The following is an 18,381-nucleotide window of genomic DNA, read 5'->3' as shown; positions in this document are numbered from 1 at the left end:
ATTCAGGCGGTGAGACAATTGGCAGGGCCTGCATTTACGCGTCTTGACGCGGTGAAGCCGGATGAGACTGTGGCACCTTTCGACGCATGTTCTGAGCATCAGCAACATGCCCTTGGTAAGCTCACAAGAAGTGTGGCAAATGTTTGGTGACATCAAAATCAACGCAGTCTCTAAACGCAAGCTGGTCGAAAAAACGCACTGAAGGCAACTCTATGATCAATCCGCTTTTCGACACGCTTTTTGAATGCCACTGCGGCAAGGATACCGTTTTTTTGCACTTGCCTGATGGGTCGGTTCTCGGGCACGGCAGTTTTTTGAAATTGGTGGCCCGTTACGCCAACGTATTCTCCGACATCGGATTGAAACCGGGTGACCGACTGGCAATACAGGCGGAAAAATCACCACATTCGCTGGCTGTCTACGCAGCGGCGGTCCAAAGCGGATTGATATTTTTGCCGTTGAACACCGGCTATACTGCACCCGAACTTGGCTATTTCGTGGAAGACAGTGGCGCGCGCCTGCTCATTTGCGATCCGAGCACAGAGGCAGCGTGCGCGACCATTGCCAGGTCTGCAGGCGCCGCATTGGAAACGCTGAGTGCCTCTGGGTCGGGAAGCTTGCAGGACCGTGCCGATGCGGTGTCAGATCAATTCGAAACCGTTGCGCGTGCGGCGGATGACCTTGCCGCTTTTCTCTATACCTCTGGCACGACCGGTCGTTCCAAGGGAGCAATGCTGACACAGACGAACCTGCTGTCCAATGCGCAGACTCTTGTGGAGATCTGGCAATTTTCAAAAGAGGATGTGCTTTTTCATGCGCTTCCCATTTTCCACACACATGGGCTATTTGTGGCGACAAATGTGTCGCTTCTAGCTGGTTGTCCGATGATTTTCATGCCGAAATTTGACGTCGATCAGACAATTGAGCACTTGCCCAAAGCGACGACAATGATGGGTGTGCCGACTTTCTATACCAGGCTATTGCACGACCCGCGCTTTGATAGCGCGCTGGTTTCTCATGTGCGTCTGTTTATCTCTGGAAGCGCGCCTTTGCTGGCAGAAACGCATGCACAGTTCGAGGCCCGCACGGGTCACCGTATTCTGGAACGCTACGGCATGACCGAGACAAATATGAGCACGTCCAACCCATATGAAGGTGAGCGCAAGCCTGGTACGGTCGGGTTCCCGCTACCCGATGTAGAACTGAAAATCACAGACGCCGAGACAGGGGAGACCCTGCCAGACGGAGAGATTGGTCAAATCGAAGTCCGTGGTCCCAATGTTTTCAAGGGGTATTGGCAAATGCCCGAAAAAACGCGCGACGAACTGCGAGAAGACGGTTTTTTCATCACCGGTGATTTGGGCTTGATCGATGAACAAGGCTATGTCCAGATTGTGGGCCGCATCAAAGACCTGATCATCTCGGGCGGCTACAACATTTACCCCAAAGAAATTGAAACCTTTCTGGATGATCAACCCGGGGTTCTGGAGAGCGCTGTAGTAGGTGTGCCCCACCCGGATTTCGGTGAAACGGTTGTGGGGTTTCTGGTTATCGAAAAAGATCAGCACGTGGATTTGAACACGATTGAGACGGCAGCGCGTGACCATCTGGCTCGGTTCAAACACCCTCGCAAGCTGGTGGTTCTACCGGAATTGCCACGAAACACGATGGGCAAGGTGCAAAAGAATGTCTTGCGTGCCGATTACCGGACGCTTTTCACCGATTGACGATCACAATTGATCTTTTGGCGTTTCGCCAGCAAAGAACGCATCGAGGTTGTCCAGCGCGCGGAACCCCATGGCATCGCGCGTGCGGGTGGTGGCAGATCCGATATGGGGCAGCATGAATATGTTGTCATGCGCCGCAAACTCTGGATTACCGCCAGGCTCGATCTGAAAACAATCCAGTCCAGCAGCAGCAAGATCGCCTTGTTTCAAAGCGTGGAGCAGGGCGCTTTCGTCCACCAATGCGCCGCGTGCCGAGTTTACCATCACGGCCCCCTTTGGCAGCAAGGCTAAGCGTTCTGCGTTCATTAAATTGGTTGTTACTGGCGTGGCGGGGCAGTGGAGAGACAGGAAATCAGCGACTTCCAACAGGCTTTCGACCGTGCTGTGATAAATGGCACCTTTCGCCTGTACCTCGGGCAGTTCAGACCGGTTGAAATAGTGGATTTCCATGTCAAAGCCGCGCGCCTTGGTCGCAAAAGCCTGACCTACACGCCCCATACCGACAATACCAAGTCGTGCACCGGTGACCTGTTTGCCAACCATGAATGAAGGCGACCAGAAATCCCATTGCCCACTGCGCACAATACGGTCCCCTGCAACCGCGTGCCGTGCTGCGCCCAGCATCAACAGCATGGCCAATTCCGCTGTAGCATCGGATAATACATCGGGTGTGTTGGTAACCACAATCCCGCGCTCTTTCAGCGACGGCAAGTCGCAATGATCCACACCGACGGAATGATTGGCGATGATCCTCAGTCGCGGATCTAATTTGGCAGCCACTTCCGCGGTGAAGTGTTCGGAGTGGCAGGGGATGATCGCGTCAAATTCGGCGCTGGCGGTCACCAATTCATCCGCGCTGCCAGGTGTGTCTTCGTGGTTGATCACGACATCATAGTCGCGCGCCGCGCGCTCAAGGGTGGCATCTGATAGGCGGCGGGTAATCCAGAGGCGGGGTTTCGTCATGGTTTACTTCTTTCGGACACATTCATCCCAGTAGTCATAGATCGCCATGCCGCAGACGATGATCGCGATGACCATGAAGGGAAATCCACCCCAAAACCCGGCAAACCCGGATGATATGCTCTTGGACAGCCCGCCTATGAACGTCACCAAGAGAGCGGTGCCTATCAGGCCCATAATCAATTTGACTGTGTATGACATCGTGATGTCCTCTTTCTCAGGCGGCGGCGGCCGCGATGTGGTTTTGCAGCCAACGCGCGGTGCGCAGCAAGCGGTCGTCTTTTTTTGCAGGCCCGATCAATTGAACGCCAATCGGCAAGCCGGTTTCTCCAACCAAAAGGGGCAGGGTGACGCAAGGCAGGCCGGCCAGTGTCCAAAGTGTACAAAAAATCGGATCGCCTGTCCCATTTCCAAACTCAGGTGCTTCGCCAGCGGCCGCGGGTGCGATGATGGCATCGAATTCAATAAAGAAATCGTCGAAAAATGCCTCAGCGGAAGCTTTGACGGCGAGCGCGTCTTGATATTCAGCGGCACTGATTTTTCGCGCACGGGTGATGATGGGTTTGAGCGTCTCGCTGATTTGATCCCAGTGACCGTCGAAGACCTCCGCCAGATGTAGTGCGATTTCGTATTCATGAATACGGGCCTGAACAGCAACCAGGTTAGACAGTTGATTTGCCGGGTCCATGCGTGTCACACGGTCACCCATGATCTCCATCACACCTTCGAACCCTTCGCTCGTGGCTTCGGAGAGACGGTCGTAGAAGGGCAGGTTGAACCAGGCAAAATCGGGATCAAGCGGCGCATCCTGCTTGGAGCCTTTGGCCATGGCCGGGCGCGCATGCGAATAGCTTTCCGGATCGCGTTGATCATATCCGGCGATAGCATCCGCCAGGAGCGCCGTGTCCTCCAAGCTTCGCGCAAAGCTGCCAATCTGGTCAAGAGATTGAGACGTCTGCAAAACACCGGTGCGCGGTAATGTCCCGCGCGTAGGTTTGAACCCGAAGGTGCCGCAGAACGAGGCGGGTCGGATCACCGAGCCATTGGTCTGTGTGCCAATCGCCAGCGGGACGTGCTCTGCGGCAACCGCAGCAGCCGACCCGCTGGAAGAGCCTCCCGGGGAGCGTTCGGGATTATGCGGGTTTCGGGTTTCATTGGCGTGCACGAAGGCTAGCTCGGTGGTCACGGTCTTGCCCATGATCACCGCGCCCGCTTCGCGCAGGTATTCCACGATCCGGGCGTCGTCTTCGCTTTGGCGACCCTTGAAAATGGGCGTGCCGCGTTCCGTTGGCATGTCACGCGTGTCAATGATGTCTTTCAGGGCAACCGGAATCCCGTGCAGGGGTCCGGTCGCAAGCCCTTTTTGTCGTAGCGCGTCGCAAGTGGCCGCTTGTGACAAGGCAGCTTCCGGATCCAGATACGCCCAGGCGTGAATGGCTCCTTCTGTTTTCGTGATTTGATCGAGGCAGGATTGCACCAGTTGCACTGATTTAAGCTGTCCGGAGGCGATGAATTGCCCCGCCTCCGTAGCTGTGAGTGTATGTGGCTTGATCTTCAAGGGACGTATGTGCCGAAAAGATAGTCTGGGAACCACAGGGCAATGCCGGGGAATTGGTACATTAAAACCATCGTGAAAATCACGATGCCCAAATAGGGCATAATTCCTCGGAAAATCTCCATCAACTCGATCTGTTTTTTCAACACCCCTTTGAGATAGTAGGCTGACATGGCCATAGGTGGCGTCAGAAACGAGGTTTGAAGATTAAGTGCCACCAACATCGCAAAGAAATATGGATTGACGCCAAAGACTTCCAGAAGGGGCAGAAAGATCGGCACAAAGATGATTAGGATCTCTGACCATTCCAGCGGCCAGCCCAGCAGAAAGATGATGATCTGAGCGAGGACAAGGAATTCCCATGGTTCGAGGTCCATCCCTCCTACCCAGTCGGCGATGATGTCATGACCGCCGAGATAGGAAAACACCGAAGCGAAGGTCCAGGATCCAACGAAGAGCCAGCAGACCATGGCGGTGGCCTTGGCCGTCAGAAACACGCTTTCCTTCAGTTTGGTCCAAGTCATGGAACGGTAGAGCACAGCCAGAACCATGCCGCCAAGCGCACCCATTGCAGCAGCTTCGGCAGGGGTGGCAAGGCCGCCCAAAATGGATCCGAGAACAAGCGCGATTAACACCGTCAGAGGAACGAAACTAACCAGCAGGTTCCAGTAAATTTCGCGCGGCGGCGGGACATCATCAGATGTAGGTTTCGGCGCCAGAGCCGGATTGAAATAAACCCTCACGATCACGTAGACAATGTAGAGCCCAGCCAATAGCAGTCCCGGAAACACTGCCGCCGCGTACAGACGCAAGGGCGACAGGTCAGCAATAGCCGAGTAAACGATCAGCATGATCGATGGCGGTATCAGGATACCGAGCGTCCCGCCCGCGCAAATCACGCCTGCCGCGAAGCTTTTGTTGTAGTTTGCATTGGCCATGGCCGGGAAAGCCAACAACCCCATCAAGGTGACGACCGCTCCCACGATCCCGGACGCCGTCGAGAACACTGCGCAAGTCAACAAGGCCGCGATCGCCAGAGAACCCGGCAGGTTACGCGCCGCCTGATAGAGAGAGAAAAAGAGTTTATCGACGATATTGGCGCGCTCGACCACATACCCCATGAAGAGGAACAGAGGAATGGCGACAAGGGTCGGGTTTTCCATCACCGAGTAGGTATTCTGGTTCAGCAGATAGAAGATATTGTTGTTGAAGATATCGCTGAAGGTCTCGATCGGATGGCCTTGGTGGTAAGCATAATAGCCAAAGGCCACGCCCATTGCCAAAAGGGTAAAGGCAATCGGAAAACCGAGCAAAACCAGCACGATAAACAGGCCCAGCATCAAGAGGGCGACTTCGGGGTTTGTCATTTTTCGTGTCTTTCTGCCTGCTGCGCTTGGTTATTTTTTGCCGGGATGAATGGCTTGGATGCTTGCGACATCTGCCTCCGAGAGCAAATCTTCGGTTTCTTTCACATCCGCCAGCCGTTCTGGCCAGACACCGGTTCGCAGCGCCATCACGCAACGCACCAGTTCTGCAATGCCCTGGATCATCAACAATACTCCCGCAACCGGAATCAGTGATTTGAAGAAATAGATCTGGATACTCGCCGGGCTGTTGAAACTGACTTCTTTGTAGCGCCAGCTGTCCGAGGCGATCTCGTACCCGAACCAGACCAAGGCCATGATACCGGGAAAAAAGAAAAGGAAATACAGCAGGAAATCGAGACCGGCCTGCACTTTGACGGGGAAGAGGCGATAGACAACATCGGCACGCACATGCGTATCCTGTGCCAGTGCGTAAGCGCCGCACATCAAAAATAGCGCACCATACATCTGGATCATCATGTCAAAGGCCCAAACCGTTGGGGCATTGAGTACGTAGCGCACAAAGACCTCATAAGACACAGAGAGTGTCAGAATCAAAATACACCAGCCGAATGCTCTGCCGACCCAAAGGCTCAATCCTTCGATGGCGTGAACGAATTTCATTGTTCTTGGTTTCCCTGTCAGAGTTGAGCGGGCGGGTGTCGGGATGCCCGGTCAGCGCATTAGAGGCCGGGCACTCCGCGTGGGCGCCCGTACTCGCTTTTACTGAGACCTAACTCAACCGAAGTAGTGGTTATAAGCCAGCTTGTAGTCAGGCTGGTTCAGGTTGAGATAGTTCATGACGTCCTTGGCATAAGCCTTCTGGGACTCCATGACTTTCGCAAAGAACGGATCGTCACCGGCAATACGGTCGGCAACCTTGTCCCAGGCTTCGAGCTGTGCAGCCATCACCGAGTCCGGTGTGCGGTATACGTTCACACCGTCTGTTTCTTGCAGTTTCAACAGGTCATCAGAATAGCGCTTGGTGTTACCCCAGTAGAAGCCCGAGTTTTCGGCCATCGACGCGTTCTTGATGATCGCCTTATGATCATCGGACAGGGCGTTGAACTTGTCCTTATTGATGGTGACCTCGAAGAACTCTTGGCTCTGGTGGAACGACGCCAGGTGATAGTGCTTGGAGACATCCTGCATCCCGAAGTCGCGGTCGGACGTAGGATTGTTGAATTCAGCTGCATCAATCAGACCTGATTTCATCGCTGGCTGGATTTCACCACCGGGCAATTGAACCACGGACATGCCCATTTCAAGAAGGACGTCAGCCGCCAAACCAACGGTACGGTATTTCAAGCCGCTCATTTGGGATGCATCGGTGATCTGCTCGTTGAACCAACCCAGAGGTTGTGCTGGCATGGGCGAGTTGAAGAAGGACACAACATTGAGGCGCAAATTGTCCATCAGTTCGTCAAAAAGCTCTTGGCCACCGCCCGCGTAGACCCAGCCCAAGACTTCCTGGCTCGACCATCCAAAGCATGGGCCGGTACCAAAGAGCGATGCGGCTTTGGATTTACCGTACCAATAAGCGGGAACATAGTGTGCTGCATCCAGAACGCCGCGGTGCACCGCATCCTGCATTTGGCTGGTTTTGACAACCGCATCCACAGACAACACCTCGATTGTCAGGGAGCCACCGCTCATCTCGTTAACGCGCGCAGCAAAGGACTGTGCATTCTCAAGAAAAATACCGCCGCCCCAGGCAGCTTGCATTTTCAATGTGACGCCATGGCCATCCGCAATGGCCGGTGTGGCAAGAGCAGCTGCACCGGCGACAGCAGAGCCGCGCAGGAATTTTCTACGATTAAGATTGTCTGTCATGTTTCCTCCCTAGGAATGGGCGTTAAGTGCCCGACTGTAATGTGGGCACGTAATATACCCAACCTTCAAAACTACGGAAAATTTGGTTGAGCGCATAACCAGCGCGTGCCATCAGGACCCTCCTTAGTCCATTGAGCGCAACCAATCTCCAATTTTCCACGTCGTAAAGTAACGTGTGAAAGTGTGCTGGCAAGCAAAATCAGTCAGAAAAACAAATCGTTAGTTCAACTCACAAGTGAAGTGACCGGTTTTCCTGTTGTTTTTCTGTGCCCGCTTTCGGCACGTACCCTCCTGCGTTGTTTAAGTGGCTTGTGCACCTGTTGAATTCGGCACCTCTGTCTGTATTGAATCGGTGGTTTTGCGACAAGGCATGCACCCTCCGATCAGGCTGGTAATCTCGTGCGCTGCCTTGGCGACAGTTGCGCCAAGTGTTGGCACCCGTTGGGCCTCAAATCGTGAACTGGGTCCGGAAATGGACACCCCCGCGACCGGATCGGCATGTTCGTCATAAATCACCGCGCCGATACAAGACATGCCAGCATGGCGTTCTTCTTGATCGAAAGACCAGCCTCTGATGTCAGTCTGTTCCAGGTCTGCAAAAAGCGCGTCTGGCGTGACCAATGTTTTCTCTGTGAAACTGGTCAACCCTGCCCCCAAGAGGAGCTTGCGGACGCGTTCGGGCGGGAGCGCTGAAAGGATTGCCTTCCCGGTGCCAGAGGCATGCATTGATGTGCGCGTTCCGCGCGCAAAGAAAGCCCGGATCGGGTTCTGCGTCTCTACCTGCTCCACGAAAACGACTTCTGCTCCGTCTGGAATAGCAAGATTTGCTGTTTCTCCGGTCTGCTCCATCAGCTGTCGCATAACCGGACGACTTATTGCATTTAGACCCGTGCGGTTCATGAATGAGATGCCGGTTCTATAGGCTTCAATTCCAATGACCCAATCCTGATGCTCATCGTCGAACGCGACGAATCCGTGTTTTTGTAGTGTCGTCAGGATGCGATGGGTCGTCGCGGTAGGCACGCCGATAGAAAGTGATAGGTCGGTGAGCTTCGCGCGGTCAGCGCGCGATACGGCAGTCAGAATGCCAAGCGCGCGATCAAGCGACTGCAAAGTGCCTGCAGAGCTTTCTCGAAACTGTGACTTTGGACGTCCGCGCTGACGTTTTACAATGGACATTACCAACCCGTTTTGCTTTCGCCCACTAATTGCATGAATGAGAAATCTTTTCAATTATAAAAATAAAAAACTATTGAAAAAAGGAAAATACAATAAAAACATTATATTAAAGAATTAAATCAGAAAATGAAAATAATTTTCAAGAAAGTTGAAATCTGAACAGGATGCTTTAATTGTAGTTAGAGCGAGGAGAAGTTAGCATGTCAGATCAAAACCCACTTTTTATTCCCGGGCCGACCAACATACCCGATCGGTTGCGGGCGGCTATGAATGTCCAGACGCGTGACCATCGCGCCCCGGATTTTGTTGAGACGCTGACCCCGGTCCTTGAGCAGACCAAGACTGTTTTTGGAACTGTCGACGGGCAGATTATCACTTTTCCTGCAAGCGGCACAGGTGGATGGGAAGCTGCCATATGCAATACCTTGAGCCCGGGAGACAAGGTGCTGGTGGCGCGCTACGGAATGTTCAGCCACCGTTGGATCGATCTCTGCCAACGTCACGAACTTGACGTTCAGATTATCGAATGCGCTTGGGGGTCAGGCGCGCCGGCCGATAAATTTGAAGCCGCTCTCACGGCAGACACCGATCACAAAATCAAAGCGGTGCTGGTGACACACAACGAAACGGCGACCGGAGTGAAATCCGATATTGGCAGGGTGCGGGACGCAATGAACGCGGCCAGCCATCCGGCGATGTTATTTGTGGATTGTGTAAGTTCATTGGCGTCTATGGAATTCAAGATGGATGATTGGGGCGTCGATATAGCGGTGTCTGGCTCGCAAAAGGGGTTCATGTTAGCCACTGGCATGGCCATTTTAGGCGTCAGCCCGAAGGCCCTGGACGCAATGCAAAACGCGAAGCTGCATAGAACATTTTTCGATTTTCGCGACATGCTGGGGGCAAATGCGGAGGGTAGCTTTCCCTACACGCCACCTTTGCAGCTAATTTACGGCATGCGCGAAAGTTTGAAAATGCTATTTGAGGAGGGTTTGCAAAATGTATATGCGCGCCACTTCCGCCTTGCTGAAGGCGTGCGGCGCGCTGTTCAGGCCTGGGGTCTTGAGCTGGTTGCGCAAGGCCCGGAGCTGTACTCAGACACGGTCAGCGCGATCTATGTGCCTGAAGGGTTCGACAGCAATGCCCTTACCGATCAGGCTTTCAATGCCTACGGCGTGTCATTTGGCATAGGACTTGGGGAAATGAACGGCAAGGCGTTTCGCATTGGTCACCTGGGCAGCCTGACAGACGTGATGGTTCTGTCCGGTTTGGCTACAATGGAAATGGCCATGGCCGATCTCGACTATCCCATCGAGTTGGGAAGCGGCGTTGCCGCAGCACAGGACCACTTGCGCAAGCATCGCGCCTCACTGATTCTGACCGCTGCTTAAGGAGATCACCGCATGCTGGACACATTGACTGGGCTCGATCTGACCATCGCGCATGTACGCGCGGCACACGATCGCATTAAGCCCTATATCCATCAAACCCCGGTACTGACTTCCAGCTTTTTCAATGATCTGACGGGAGCTGAGTTGTTCTTTAAGTGCGAGAACTTTCAAAAAGCCGGGGCTTTTAAAGTGCGTGGAGCATCAAATGCCGTGTTTGGTCTGTCGGATGAGATGGCGCAAAAGGGTGTCGCAACCCATTCTTCGGGCAATCATGCACTGTCTTTAAGCTACGCGGCTGGACGTCGGGGTATCCCGTGCCACGTTGTCATGCCCAGTACTGCGCCTGAAGCCAAAAAGGCGGCGGTGCGTGGATATGGCGGAATCATTACCGAATGCGCGCCCTCGACAACAAGCCGCGAAGCCATTTTTGCAGAGGTACAAGCAGAGACAGGTGCGGAGTTTGTGCATCCTTACAACGACCCGCGGGTGATTGCGGGGCAGGCGACATGCTCGTTGGAACTGCTGGATCAGGTGGATGAACTGGATGCCGTCATTGCCCCCATTGGTGGAGGGGGTATGATTTCCGGGACTTGCCTGACTCTGTCGAATCTCGCGCCCAAGATAGTGATTTATGCGGCTGAGCCGGATCAGGCGGACGATGCGGCGCGCTCTTTTCGGGCCGGTCACATCATTGCGGATGATGCGCCGGTCACCATTGCCGATGGGCTCAAAGTGCCTTTGAAGGAGAACACTTGGCACTTCGTTTCAAACTTCGTGACCGATGTGCTGACAGCATCCGAAAAGGAAATCATCGATGCCATGAAATTGACCTGGGAACGGATGAAGATCGTAATTGAACCAAGCTGTGCTGTGCCGATGGCGACGATTCTGCGTAACCCGGAGGTATTCCGGGGTAAGCGTGTGGGCGTGATTATCACCGGCGGCAACGTAGACATGAACAAATTGCCCTGGATTGCGGGCTAAGGGAGGACGCAAAATGAACAAACAAGTGAACTTTGACGACTTTGAAGTGGGTTTCGACATCCCGGCGGCCATTGGCATGGACGAGGCGCAAATCCAGACTCCCAGCCTGGTGCTGGATCTGGACGCCTTGGAACGCAACATCAAGAAGATGGGCGATTGGGCAAAGGCGCACGGCATGCGTCATCGTGTTCATGGTAAGATGCATAAATCCGTCGATGTTGCCCTACTGCAGGAAAAACTGGGCGGCAGCTGCGGCGTATGCTGTCAGAAAGTGTCCGAGGCGGAGGTCTTCGCGCGGGGAGGCATTCGAGACGTTCTGGTCTCCAATCAAGTACGCCAGCCTGAAAAAATTGACCGTTTGGCTCGTATGCCCAAACTGGGAGCGCGCACAATCTGTTGCGTGGATGATGTCGAAAATGTCACTGACCTGTCCGACGCAGCGACGCTCCATGGGACGCAAATCGAGTGTCTGGTAGAGATCGATTGCGGCGCGGGCCGATGTGGCGTCACGACAACTCCAGCGGTAGTGGAGATTGCGAAGGCAATCGATGCCGCTCCTGGTTTGAAATTCGCAGGTTTGCAGGCCTATCAAGGCGCGATGCAACACTTGGATAGCTATGCGGACCGAAAAGCCAAGATCGAAATTGCCGTTGCACAGGTAAAAGATGCGGTGGATGCTCTGAAATCTGTTGGTCTTGAGTGCGACATCGTCGGGGGTGGCGGCACCGGGTCGTACTATTTCGAAGGCAACTCAGGCGTTTTCAATGAGCTGCAATGCGGATCCTATGCGTTCATGGACGCGGACTATGGCCGTATCCTGGACGAAAATGGCAATCGCATTGATGAGGGGGAATGGGAAAACGCCCTGTTCATTCTGACATCTGTGATGAGCCACGCAAAGGCCGACAAGGCGATCGTGGACGCAGGCCTGAAAGCGCAATCCGTTGATTCCGGTTTACCGGTCATTTTTGGCCGCACAGATGTGGCGTACGTCAAGTGTTCCGACGAACACGGTGTGGTGTCCGACCCGGAAGGCGCGTTGAAGGTCAACGACAAGTTAAAACTCGTACCGGGCCACTGTGATCCCACCTGCAATGTGCATGATTGGTACGTTGGCGTCCGCGGCGGAAAGGTTGAAACGCTTTGGCCCGTATCGGCACGTGGCAAAGCCTATTGAGCCGACGAAGCCATGAATTCACGCGCGCGCCCGGGGTTCTGGGCGCGTTTGTTTTTGGAACTAAAAAACGGGAAATCCTAAATGTCCGAAGGATTGTTGATTGTGGGCGAAGATGTCTGCGCAGAAGTAGTGAATAGCGAAGACGCTTTTGATGCGGTCGAGGCGGTTTTTGCTGCCATGGCGAAAGGGGATGCCTACAATTTCCCGGTTATTCGCGAAGCCATCGGCTACGCGGACGCCCTATATGGTTTCAAATCCGGATTTGACAAAGCTGGCAAAACGCTAGGGGTTAAATCGGGTGGATATTGGCCGGGCAACATGGACAAGGGGTTGACCAACCACCAGTCCACGATTTTTTTGTTCGATCCCGACACGGGCATGTTGCAGGCGCTGGTTGGTGGCAACTACCTGACCGCAGTTCGCACGGCTGCATCCTCATCGGTCTCTATCGCCCATTTGTCGCGCAAGGATTCCAAGGTGCTAGGTATGGTCGGTGCGGGGCATCAATCCACTTTCCAACTGCGCGCTGCGGCGCAACAGCGAGACTTCGAGAAAGTGGTCGCCTGGAACCCCCATCCGGAAATGCTGCCAAAACTCGGCGAGGTAGCAAAAGAGATTGGCTTGGATTTCGAGGCCGTCACGCAGGAAGAGTTGGGTGCGCAGGCGGACGTGATCATCACGATCACTTCTGCTTTTGAACCCTTGATCATGAAGGGCTGGATCAAACCGGGCACCCATATCGCCTGCATGGGTACCGATACCAAGGGAAAACAAGAGATCGACCCCGCTATTCTCGTTGATGCAGCCGTTTTTGCTGATGAGATCGCGCAATCCGTCACAATCGGAGAGGCGCAGCATGCGGTTGCGTCCAGGCTGATTTCCGAAGAAAAAATTACCCCTATCGGCGCAGTCATCAACGGAGATCATCCAGGGCGCAGTACTGCGGAGGAAATCACGCTTTTTGACGGCACAGGCGTCGGTTTGCAGGATCTGGCAGTCGCTGCAGTCGCTGCGGATCAGGCTGTGAAACAGGGTAAAGCCACTCGGGTTGCGCTTTAAACCTAGCTGCCATCGCGTCAAGCCAAACGCCCGCCTGCAGCTTTTGCAGGTGGGCTTTTTTGTGCTCAGAACTGTGGGACCCGCCCTTAAAATTCTGTAAACTTCTTGCTTTTTTGCACGGGTCTTCCGCGGGCTGGCCATGTTTTGGACACAGCTTTTCGACTTTCTCCATTGTATGGTCCTGCGCCGACAACTGTCGTTTCAGACAGGAAAAGCGGCTGGCGAAAAGCGGAAAAACGAAAGTGCGATGAACATTCAAGACGCAACATTCTCTGATGAAACCAATAGCGAGGCGCTCGCTCCGGGCAGCAAACTGCTGAGCGGTCAATATGAGATTGTGCGTTACCTGAGTAGCGGCGGCTTTGGGATTACTTATCTGGCCAAGGACAGTCTTAACAGAATGGTGGTCATCAAGGAGTGCTTTCCCGAGGCTTTCTGCAGCCGTGTCAACAAAACGGTTCGCGCAAGAACGCGCAACTACCTCAACGACTTTCGCTCCACAGTTGCCTTGTTCATCCGCGAAGCCCACGCTCTTTCCCGCTTGAACCACCCGAGCGTTGTCGGCGTGCACCAGGTTTTTGAATATAATGAAACCGCGTATATGGCGCTGGACCTTATTGATGGCAAAGACCTGCTGGAAGTGATCGAAAGCGGATCGCCTGAGATGACACCGGCGCAGATTAGTAGTTTTACGCTGTCATTGCTGGATGCGATCGCGCATGTTCATGGTCAAGATTTGCTGCATCGCGATATCTCGCCTGACAATATTTTGGTCGCCACCTCGGGACGACCGGTCTTGATCGATTTCGGCGCGGCCCGCGAAGAGGCCAGTCGGAAAAGTCGGGTCTTGTCTGCCGTATTGGTCGTCAAAGACGGCTACTCTCCACAGGAATTCTACGTTGCGGGCAGCCAGCAATATCCTTGCAGCGATCTCTATGCTTTGGCGGCATCTCTGACCCACCTGATTTCTGGTGAAGCGCCGCCCAACAGCCAGGCGCGCCTTGCCGCGCTTGCGTCTAATGAACCCGACTTGTTCAGACCGCTACGCGGACGATTTCCGGAATATGATGATGATTTTCTGGCCGCTATCGACAAAGCAATGAACATCGTGCCTGCGGATCGCATCCAGTCCGCCGACGAGTGGATCCTGATGATTGATCCCGGCAAACGGACGGAAAGGGCACGCGAGCAGGTGCTTGATGATCAGACGATCGACTTGAAAATCAGCAATCTGTTGCAGTCGATGCAGGATGAGGTTGACCATGCGCAATCGGGAAAGAATGCGCCTGCATTAATGCCGATTGAGGTTGAAGAACCAACGCTGCAAACCGATGAAAAACCTGTCGATCCCAAATATGACGCGGCGTTTTTGAGCGATCTCTATAAAGATGACGCAGCAAGTTGCGACGCGCAGCCCGCGCTGTCCGAAACATTAATGGACTCTTCAGATATGAACTCAAAAAGAGCTCAAACAAGTGACGCAGAGTCCCTCGACGTCTCCTGCCCGCGCTCGGTGTGCGGTTCGACCTCTGACACCACATCCAGAGTCGTCGTGACACCGGCGGCAGTTGTAACCACGAAGAGTCGCATATTCAAAGAAGAGATATCGACACCAAGACCGACACCAGTTGCCGGATCTGATCAGAGGACGAACAGTAAACGAAAAACCTTGCCGGATGTGATTTCACAGCGGGACTTCGACCTGCTTATGGCCTCGGAGCGTTCAGAAAAGCGACACACCAACTGGCGCCGGGTGGCAACACTGCCCGTCATTCTGGTTGCCTACTTCATGTTGGGTCAGGCTGCATTGGAGTTCGAAAACGTTCGCGGGGTCACTGTGGAGCAACTGATCTCTATGGGCGAAAATTACGGATATTGGACGACCAACAAAATTTACACCACGGGAGGCTGAGCTTCGTGATTTTTCGAAGCCATCGATCTCACAAGGGCCCCGGGTTCTTTGGGCCACTACACAGCAGGCGATATTGGAAAGGCACGATATGACACTCTTCCGGAAGGTTTTTCAAAATCAATCAACACCAGCCACGAGCGACAACGGGCTGGACGACGAGGCATTGCGCGCGGCTTTTATGGAAACCTCGGATCATCGAGTGTTGCCTTTGGATCCATTTGTCGTGGCCGAAGAAGCAGAACGATTGGCCGCAGGCAATGAATTGGACGCCAACAGTGATTTGATGGGCCAACTGGGGTTCATTAAAAAGGATAAGGATCATTTGCAGGCGCATTCAAAAGCAGAACAGCCAATCAAAAAGCCAGAAACAACCGAGCATGATTCGTTGGTCGCGTCAGACAATTTGTCAGAGGATCTTGATAAGGACGATGACGCTGCGAACATCGCTGCCGTTCTGGCACAGACCAATGTGCCGGAACCCGCACCAAACTTGCGCAACAAGGCTGGCGAGGTTCAACTGGAACCGACTGCTGATCTTGACGAAACAGAGGAAAGCGCAGCAGAAATCCGAAACATCTTCGCAGACGAAACAGTTTCCAAAGACTCAGCTGTAGAGCCAACTTCAAGAGAGGAGGCACCTGTGCAGGACAGCAATCCCGCACTCGTTGCCTTTGCCCAAAAACAACTTCAGGAACTGAATGGCGGCGGGAAGAACGAAGCCCGTGCAGAGGCCTCCGCGCCAGTGGACTTGTCTGAGCCGAGTGTATTGTCCAGTGTACCGGACCCTGTCGCGGGTCGAGCCGGCCGTCGTGCCGGACGTGTCAAAACCCGCATGCTTGGGTTCAATCCGTCTGAGCCAAGCACCATTGACCCAATTGGCAATGCGCAGAACGCAACGGCAAAACCGCAAAACGGAAAATTTCCCGTCGGATGGCTTATTGTTGTTGAGGGTCCTGGTGCCGGTCATTCATTTACCATCTTCCGCGGTGCTTCGATGATTGGTCGCGGCGATGATCAGGTCATTAAACTGGATTTCGGTGACAACAGCATATCTCGCTGTAACCACGCGGCCATTGCTTATGACGATGAGGAAAACAAATTCTACATTGGCCATGGCGGAAAATCGAACATTATTCGGCGCAATGCGCGCCCGGTATTGAGCACGGAGGAGTTGCACCATGCCGACCTGCTTCGGATTGGTGAGACCACGTTGCGCTTTGTGGCCTTGTGCGGCACCGACTTCCAATGGGACATGACAGGGGGCGGCGATGCGCCCGCCGTTTGATTTTGACGCGGCATCGGCGCTGAGCAAGGGCCAGCGGAGCTATCAGGAAGATGCGGTGATTGCCGACTTTTCCCGCGGCTCTGAGGTGGGTGTCGCGGTGCTTGCTGATGGTATGGGGGGACACGCGGCAGGGGATGTGGCCAGCAAAATTGTCGTCACTGAGGTTTTCAGCGAGTTGATGTTTCAGCGCGGCAATGTCGAGGCTTTCAAAACAACGGTGAGCGCAAATCTATATGACGCCGCCATGGTTGCAAACGCCTGCCTGCGCGATTATGTAAGTATCCACCCTGAAACTAAGGGAATGGGGGCCACTTTGGTGGCAATGGTGATCATTGGCACAGAACTCCATTGGATTTCGATTGGGGACTCGCCTTTGTATCTTTTTCGCAATGGTCGCTTGTCTCAACTCAACGAAGATCACTCGATGGCGCCGCAAATCGATTTCATGGTCAAGTCAGGGTTGCTAGATGAGTGCGAAGCTTTGAAGCATCCGGATCGCAACACGCTCACCTCCGTTCTTTTTGGCGAAGACATACCAAAGATTGACAGTCCAAGAGATCCTATGGAGTTGCGTCCAGGTGATACTCTGATCATCGCCAGCGATGGTCTTCAGTTCTTAGAAGAGAGTGAAATTGCGCGGGTGTTGACGAGTAGACGAGACGCTCCAAGTGCCGAAATCGCAGATCATTTGCTGGAGCGAATACATGGTCTGAATGATCCGGATCTGGACAACGTTTCATTTTCAGTCGTGAAACTGCGAGAGGCAAAATGCAGCAATGCCAGCGCCAACGCCGAGAATATCCGCCGTGTTGGATAATTCTACCCGCGAAAGTGTGATGACGGACTTGCAGCAGGTCATCGCAACCTGTTCATTGACCGCAGCTGCCAAGCAGCAGGCCAATCGGCTTTTGAAGAGACTGCAAACTGGCGTACGCGTGATTGTTTTGGGCCCACGGGGCGTTGGAAAGTCACAGTTGTGTAGTGTCCTCTTGAATCAGTTTTTACCGAACGAAGGAAACGAGCTGCATCGCAGCTACAAGCACGCGGCTGCCTGCGCCGAAACGGATACATGCCGCCACACAGCTATTGCTCATCCTCTGCTCGAAACCATTACTCTGACGGATGTGAACGGCGGAAACAGCGCAGATTGGGAAGCAAATCTTCGCGAGGCCATGGATCAGGCGGATGTCGTGGTATGGTGCACCCAAGAGTTTTCGGCCGTTGAGTTGGCCATTTGGCAGGAAGCCTCTGAGCACCTCAAGGATCACAGTCTTCTGGTGCTGACCAAGGCGGATCAGCATGGTGAAACCGGCGATTTATCACTCCACATCAACGCGTTGCAAGCCATTGCTGCAGAAGAATTTCACAGCTTTTTCCCGACGTCGACTTTCCAAACATGTGAGGTTTTGAAAACAAAAGGCGTGATCCATGAGACCGAACTGGCAAAAAGTGGTGTCAAAGCTCTTGCGCAAGCACTGTCCAACATTGCTGCATCTGGTCAGCGCGCCGATCTGGACAGCACGCTTTTGTTTCTGGAACGCCATCGCGCTCAGCCGTCGTCCTCTAACGATGGTTCCAAAGCACAAAACCCAAAACAGAGCGCGTCGGCTCCCGCTTACGAACAAGCTTTGGAATTACTCAAGTCCCGGTTGCCAGAGGCAACAGCTTTGTCTGATGGAGTACTAGTTCACGACGCCGAGGCTGTCCTTGCGTGTTGTGGTGCAATCGCGGAGGGTCTCGTGGCCGTAGCTGACGAGGCACTAGCAAATGAACCGTCATTTGATGCTTGGCGGGATGATCTGTCGGAGGCCAGTGATAAGGTTGTCTTAATGGGCCTTGAAGGCAATTTGAAGTCTGCCGCAGATGCTGCTGCCGTGATCTTACAGCTGAAGCAAGACTTGGAATGCCGGGTTCTTGGTTAAAACTCTAGTGACTATTCTTGGTGGCATCAGCGC

16 protein-coding genes are annotated in these 18,381 nt (G+C 53.8%); 9 read left to right on the top strand and 7 right to left on the bottom strand.

From position 1 onward, the window contains the following. Nucleotides 1-212 precede the first annotated feature (212 nt). Nucleotides 213-1,727: a malonate--CoA ligase gene (locus AB8B75_RS07520; RefSeq protein WP_405361107.1), complete on the top strand. Its 1,515-nt coding sequence runs from the start codon at nucleotides 213-215 to the stop codon at nucleotides 1,725-1,727. 3 nt (nucleotides 1,728-1,730) lie between these two features. Here AB8B75_RS07520 and AB8B75_RS07515 read toward each other — a convergent pair whose 3' ends face one another. From AB8B75_RS07515 to AB8B75_RS07485, 7 genes are all read right to left on the bottom strand, one after another. Further along, nucleotides 1,731-2,690: a 2-hydroxyacid dehydrogenase gene (locus AB8B75_RS07515; RefSeq protein WP_405361105.1), complete on the bottom strand. Its 960-nt coding sequence runs from the start codon at nucleotides 2,688-2,690 to the stop codon at nucleotides 1,731-1,733. A gap of 3 nt (nucleotides 2,691-2,693) precedes the next feature. Beyond that, nucleotides 2,694-2,888, bottom strand: a complete 195-nt coding sequence (locus AB8B75_RS07510; protein WP_405361104.1) for a hypothetical protein — start codon at nucleotides 2,886-2,888, stop codon at nucleotides 2,694-2,696. A 16-nt stretch (nucleotides 2,889-2,904) separates the two neighbouring features. Beyond that, nucleotides 2,905-4,245, bottom strand: coding sequence for an amidase (locus AB8B75_RS07505; protein ID WP_405361102.1), 1,341 nt, complete (start codon nucleotides 4,243-4,245; stop codon nucleotides 2,905-2,907). Then, nucleotides 4,242-5,609, bottom strand: a complete 1,368-nt coding sequence (locus AB8B75_RS07500) for a TRAP transporter large permease subunit (protein WP_405361100.1) — start codon at nucleotides 5,607-5,609, stop codon at nucleotides 4,242-4,244. Before AB8B75_RS07500 ends, AB8B75_RS07505 begins: the two co-directional genes overlap by 4 nt. 30 nt (nucleotides 5,610-5,639) lie before the next feature. Then, on the bottom strand, nucleotides 5,640-6,230 hold the full coding sequence (locus tag AB8B75_RS07495; protein WP_405361098.1) for a TRAP transporter small permease subunit: 591 nt from the start codon (nucleotides 6,228-6,230) through the stop codon (nucleotides 5,640-5,642). Nucleotides 6,231-6,344: 114 nt separating this feature from the next. Continuing rightward, a complete protein-coding gene (locus AB8B75_RS07490; protein WP_405361097.1) occupies nucleotides 6,345-7,439 on the bottom strand; it encodes a TRAP transporter substrate-binding protein in 1,095 nt (364 codons plus the stop codon). A 300-nt stretch (nucleotides 7,440-7,739) separates the two neighbouring features. Next, nucleotides 7,740-8,618: an IclR family transcriptional regulator gene (locus AB8B75_RS07485; protein WP_405361096.1), complete on the bottom strand. Its 879-nt coding sequence runs from the start codon at nucleotides 8,616-8,618 to the stop codon at nucleotides 7,740-7,742. Between the two features lie 200 nt (nucleotides 8,619-8,818). Here AB8B75_RS07485 and bhcA point away from each other — a divergent pair, with 200 nt between their 5' ends. The 8 genes from bhcA (at nucleotide 8,819) to AB8B75_RS07445 (ending at nucleotide 18,348) form a co-directional block, all read left to right on the top strand. Further along, the gene (bhcA, locus tag AB8B75_RS07480; RefSeq protein WP_405361095.1) at nucleotides 8,819-10,009 is read left to right on the top strand and encodes an L-aspartate--glyoxylate aminotransferase BhcA; all 1,191 of its coding nucleotides are present in this window, start codon (nucleotides 8,819-8,821) and stop codon (nucleotides 10,007-10,009) included. A 12-nt stretch (nucleotides 10,010-10,021) separates the two neighbouring features. Next, entirely contained in the window at nucleotides 10,022-10,993 is a 972-nt protein-coding gene (gene bhcB, locus AB8B75_RS07475) for a beta-hydroxyaspartate dehydratase BhcB (RefSeq protein ID WP_405361093.1), read from the top strand. 13 nt (nucleotides 10,994-11,006) lie between these two features. Further along, complete coding sequence (bhcC, locus tag AB8B75_RS07470; protein WP_405361091.1) at nucleotides 11,007-12,170, top strand: 3-hydroxy-D-aspartate aldolase BhcC; 1,164 nt, start codon at nucleotides 11,007-11,009, stop codon at nucleotides 12,168-12,170. Nucleotides 12,171-12,251: 81 nt separating this feature from the next. Continuing rightward, complete coding sequence (bhcD, locus tag AB8B75_RS07465; protein ID WP_405361089.1) at nucleotides 12,252-13,229, top strand: iminosuccinate reductase BhcD; 978 nt, start codon at nucleotides 12,252-12,254, stop codon at nucleotides 13,227-13,229. A gap of 247 nt (nucleotides 13,230-13,476) precedes the next feature. After that, complete coding sequence (locus AB8B75_RS07460) at nucleotides 13,477-15,141, top strand: serine/threonine protein kinase (RefSeq protein WP_405361088.1); 1,665 nt, start codon at nucleotides 13,477-13,479, stop codon at nucleotides 15,139-15,141. An 88-nt stretch (nucleotides 15,142-15,229) separates the two neighbouring features. After that, nucleotides 15,230-16,426 (top strand): FHA domain-containing protein, encoded by a 1,197-nt coding sequence (locus AB8B75_RS07455; RefSeq protein ID WP_405361087.1) that lies wholly within the window; start codon nucleotides 15,230-15,232, stop codon nucleotides 16,424-16,426. After that, nucleotides 16,410-17,243, top strand: coding sequence for a PP2C family protein-serine/threonine phosphatase (locus AB8B75_RS07450; protein ID WP_405361086.1), 834 nt, complete (start codon nucleotides 16,410-16,412; stop codon nucleotides 17,241-17,243). The genes AB8B75_RS07455 and AB8B75_RS07450 overlap by 17 nt, the downstream gene beginning before the upstream one ends. Then, nucleotides 17,233-18,348, top strand: a complete 1,116-nt coding sequence (locus tag AB8B75_RS07445; protein WP_405361085.1) for a GTPase domain-containing protein — start codon at nucleotides 17,233-17,235, stop codon at nucleotides 18,346-18,348. The genes AB8B75_RS07450 and AB8B75_RS07445 overlap by 11 nt, the downstream gene beginning before the upstream one ends. Nucleotides 18,349-18,381: the final 33 nt, after the last annotated feature.

Origin of the sequence: Roseobacter sp. (assembly GCF_045106495.1) — a bacterium.
Classification (GTDB): Bacteria; Pseudomonadota; Alphaproteobacteria; order Rhodobacterales; family Rhodobacteraceae; genus Roseobacter.
Note: the sequence above shows the minus strand (reverse complement) of the source record. Positions and strands in the feature narration are given on the sequence as shown.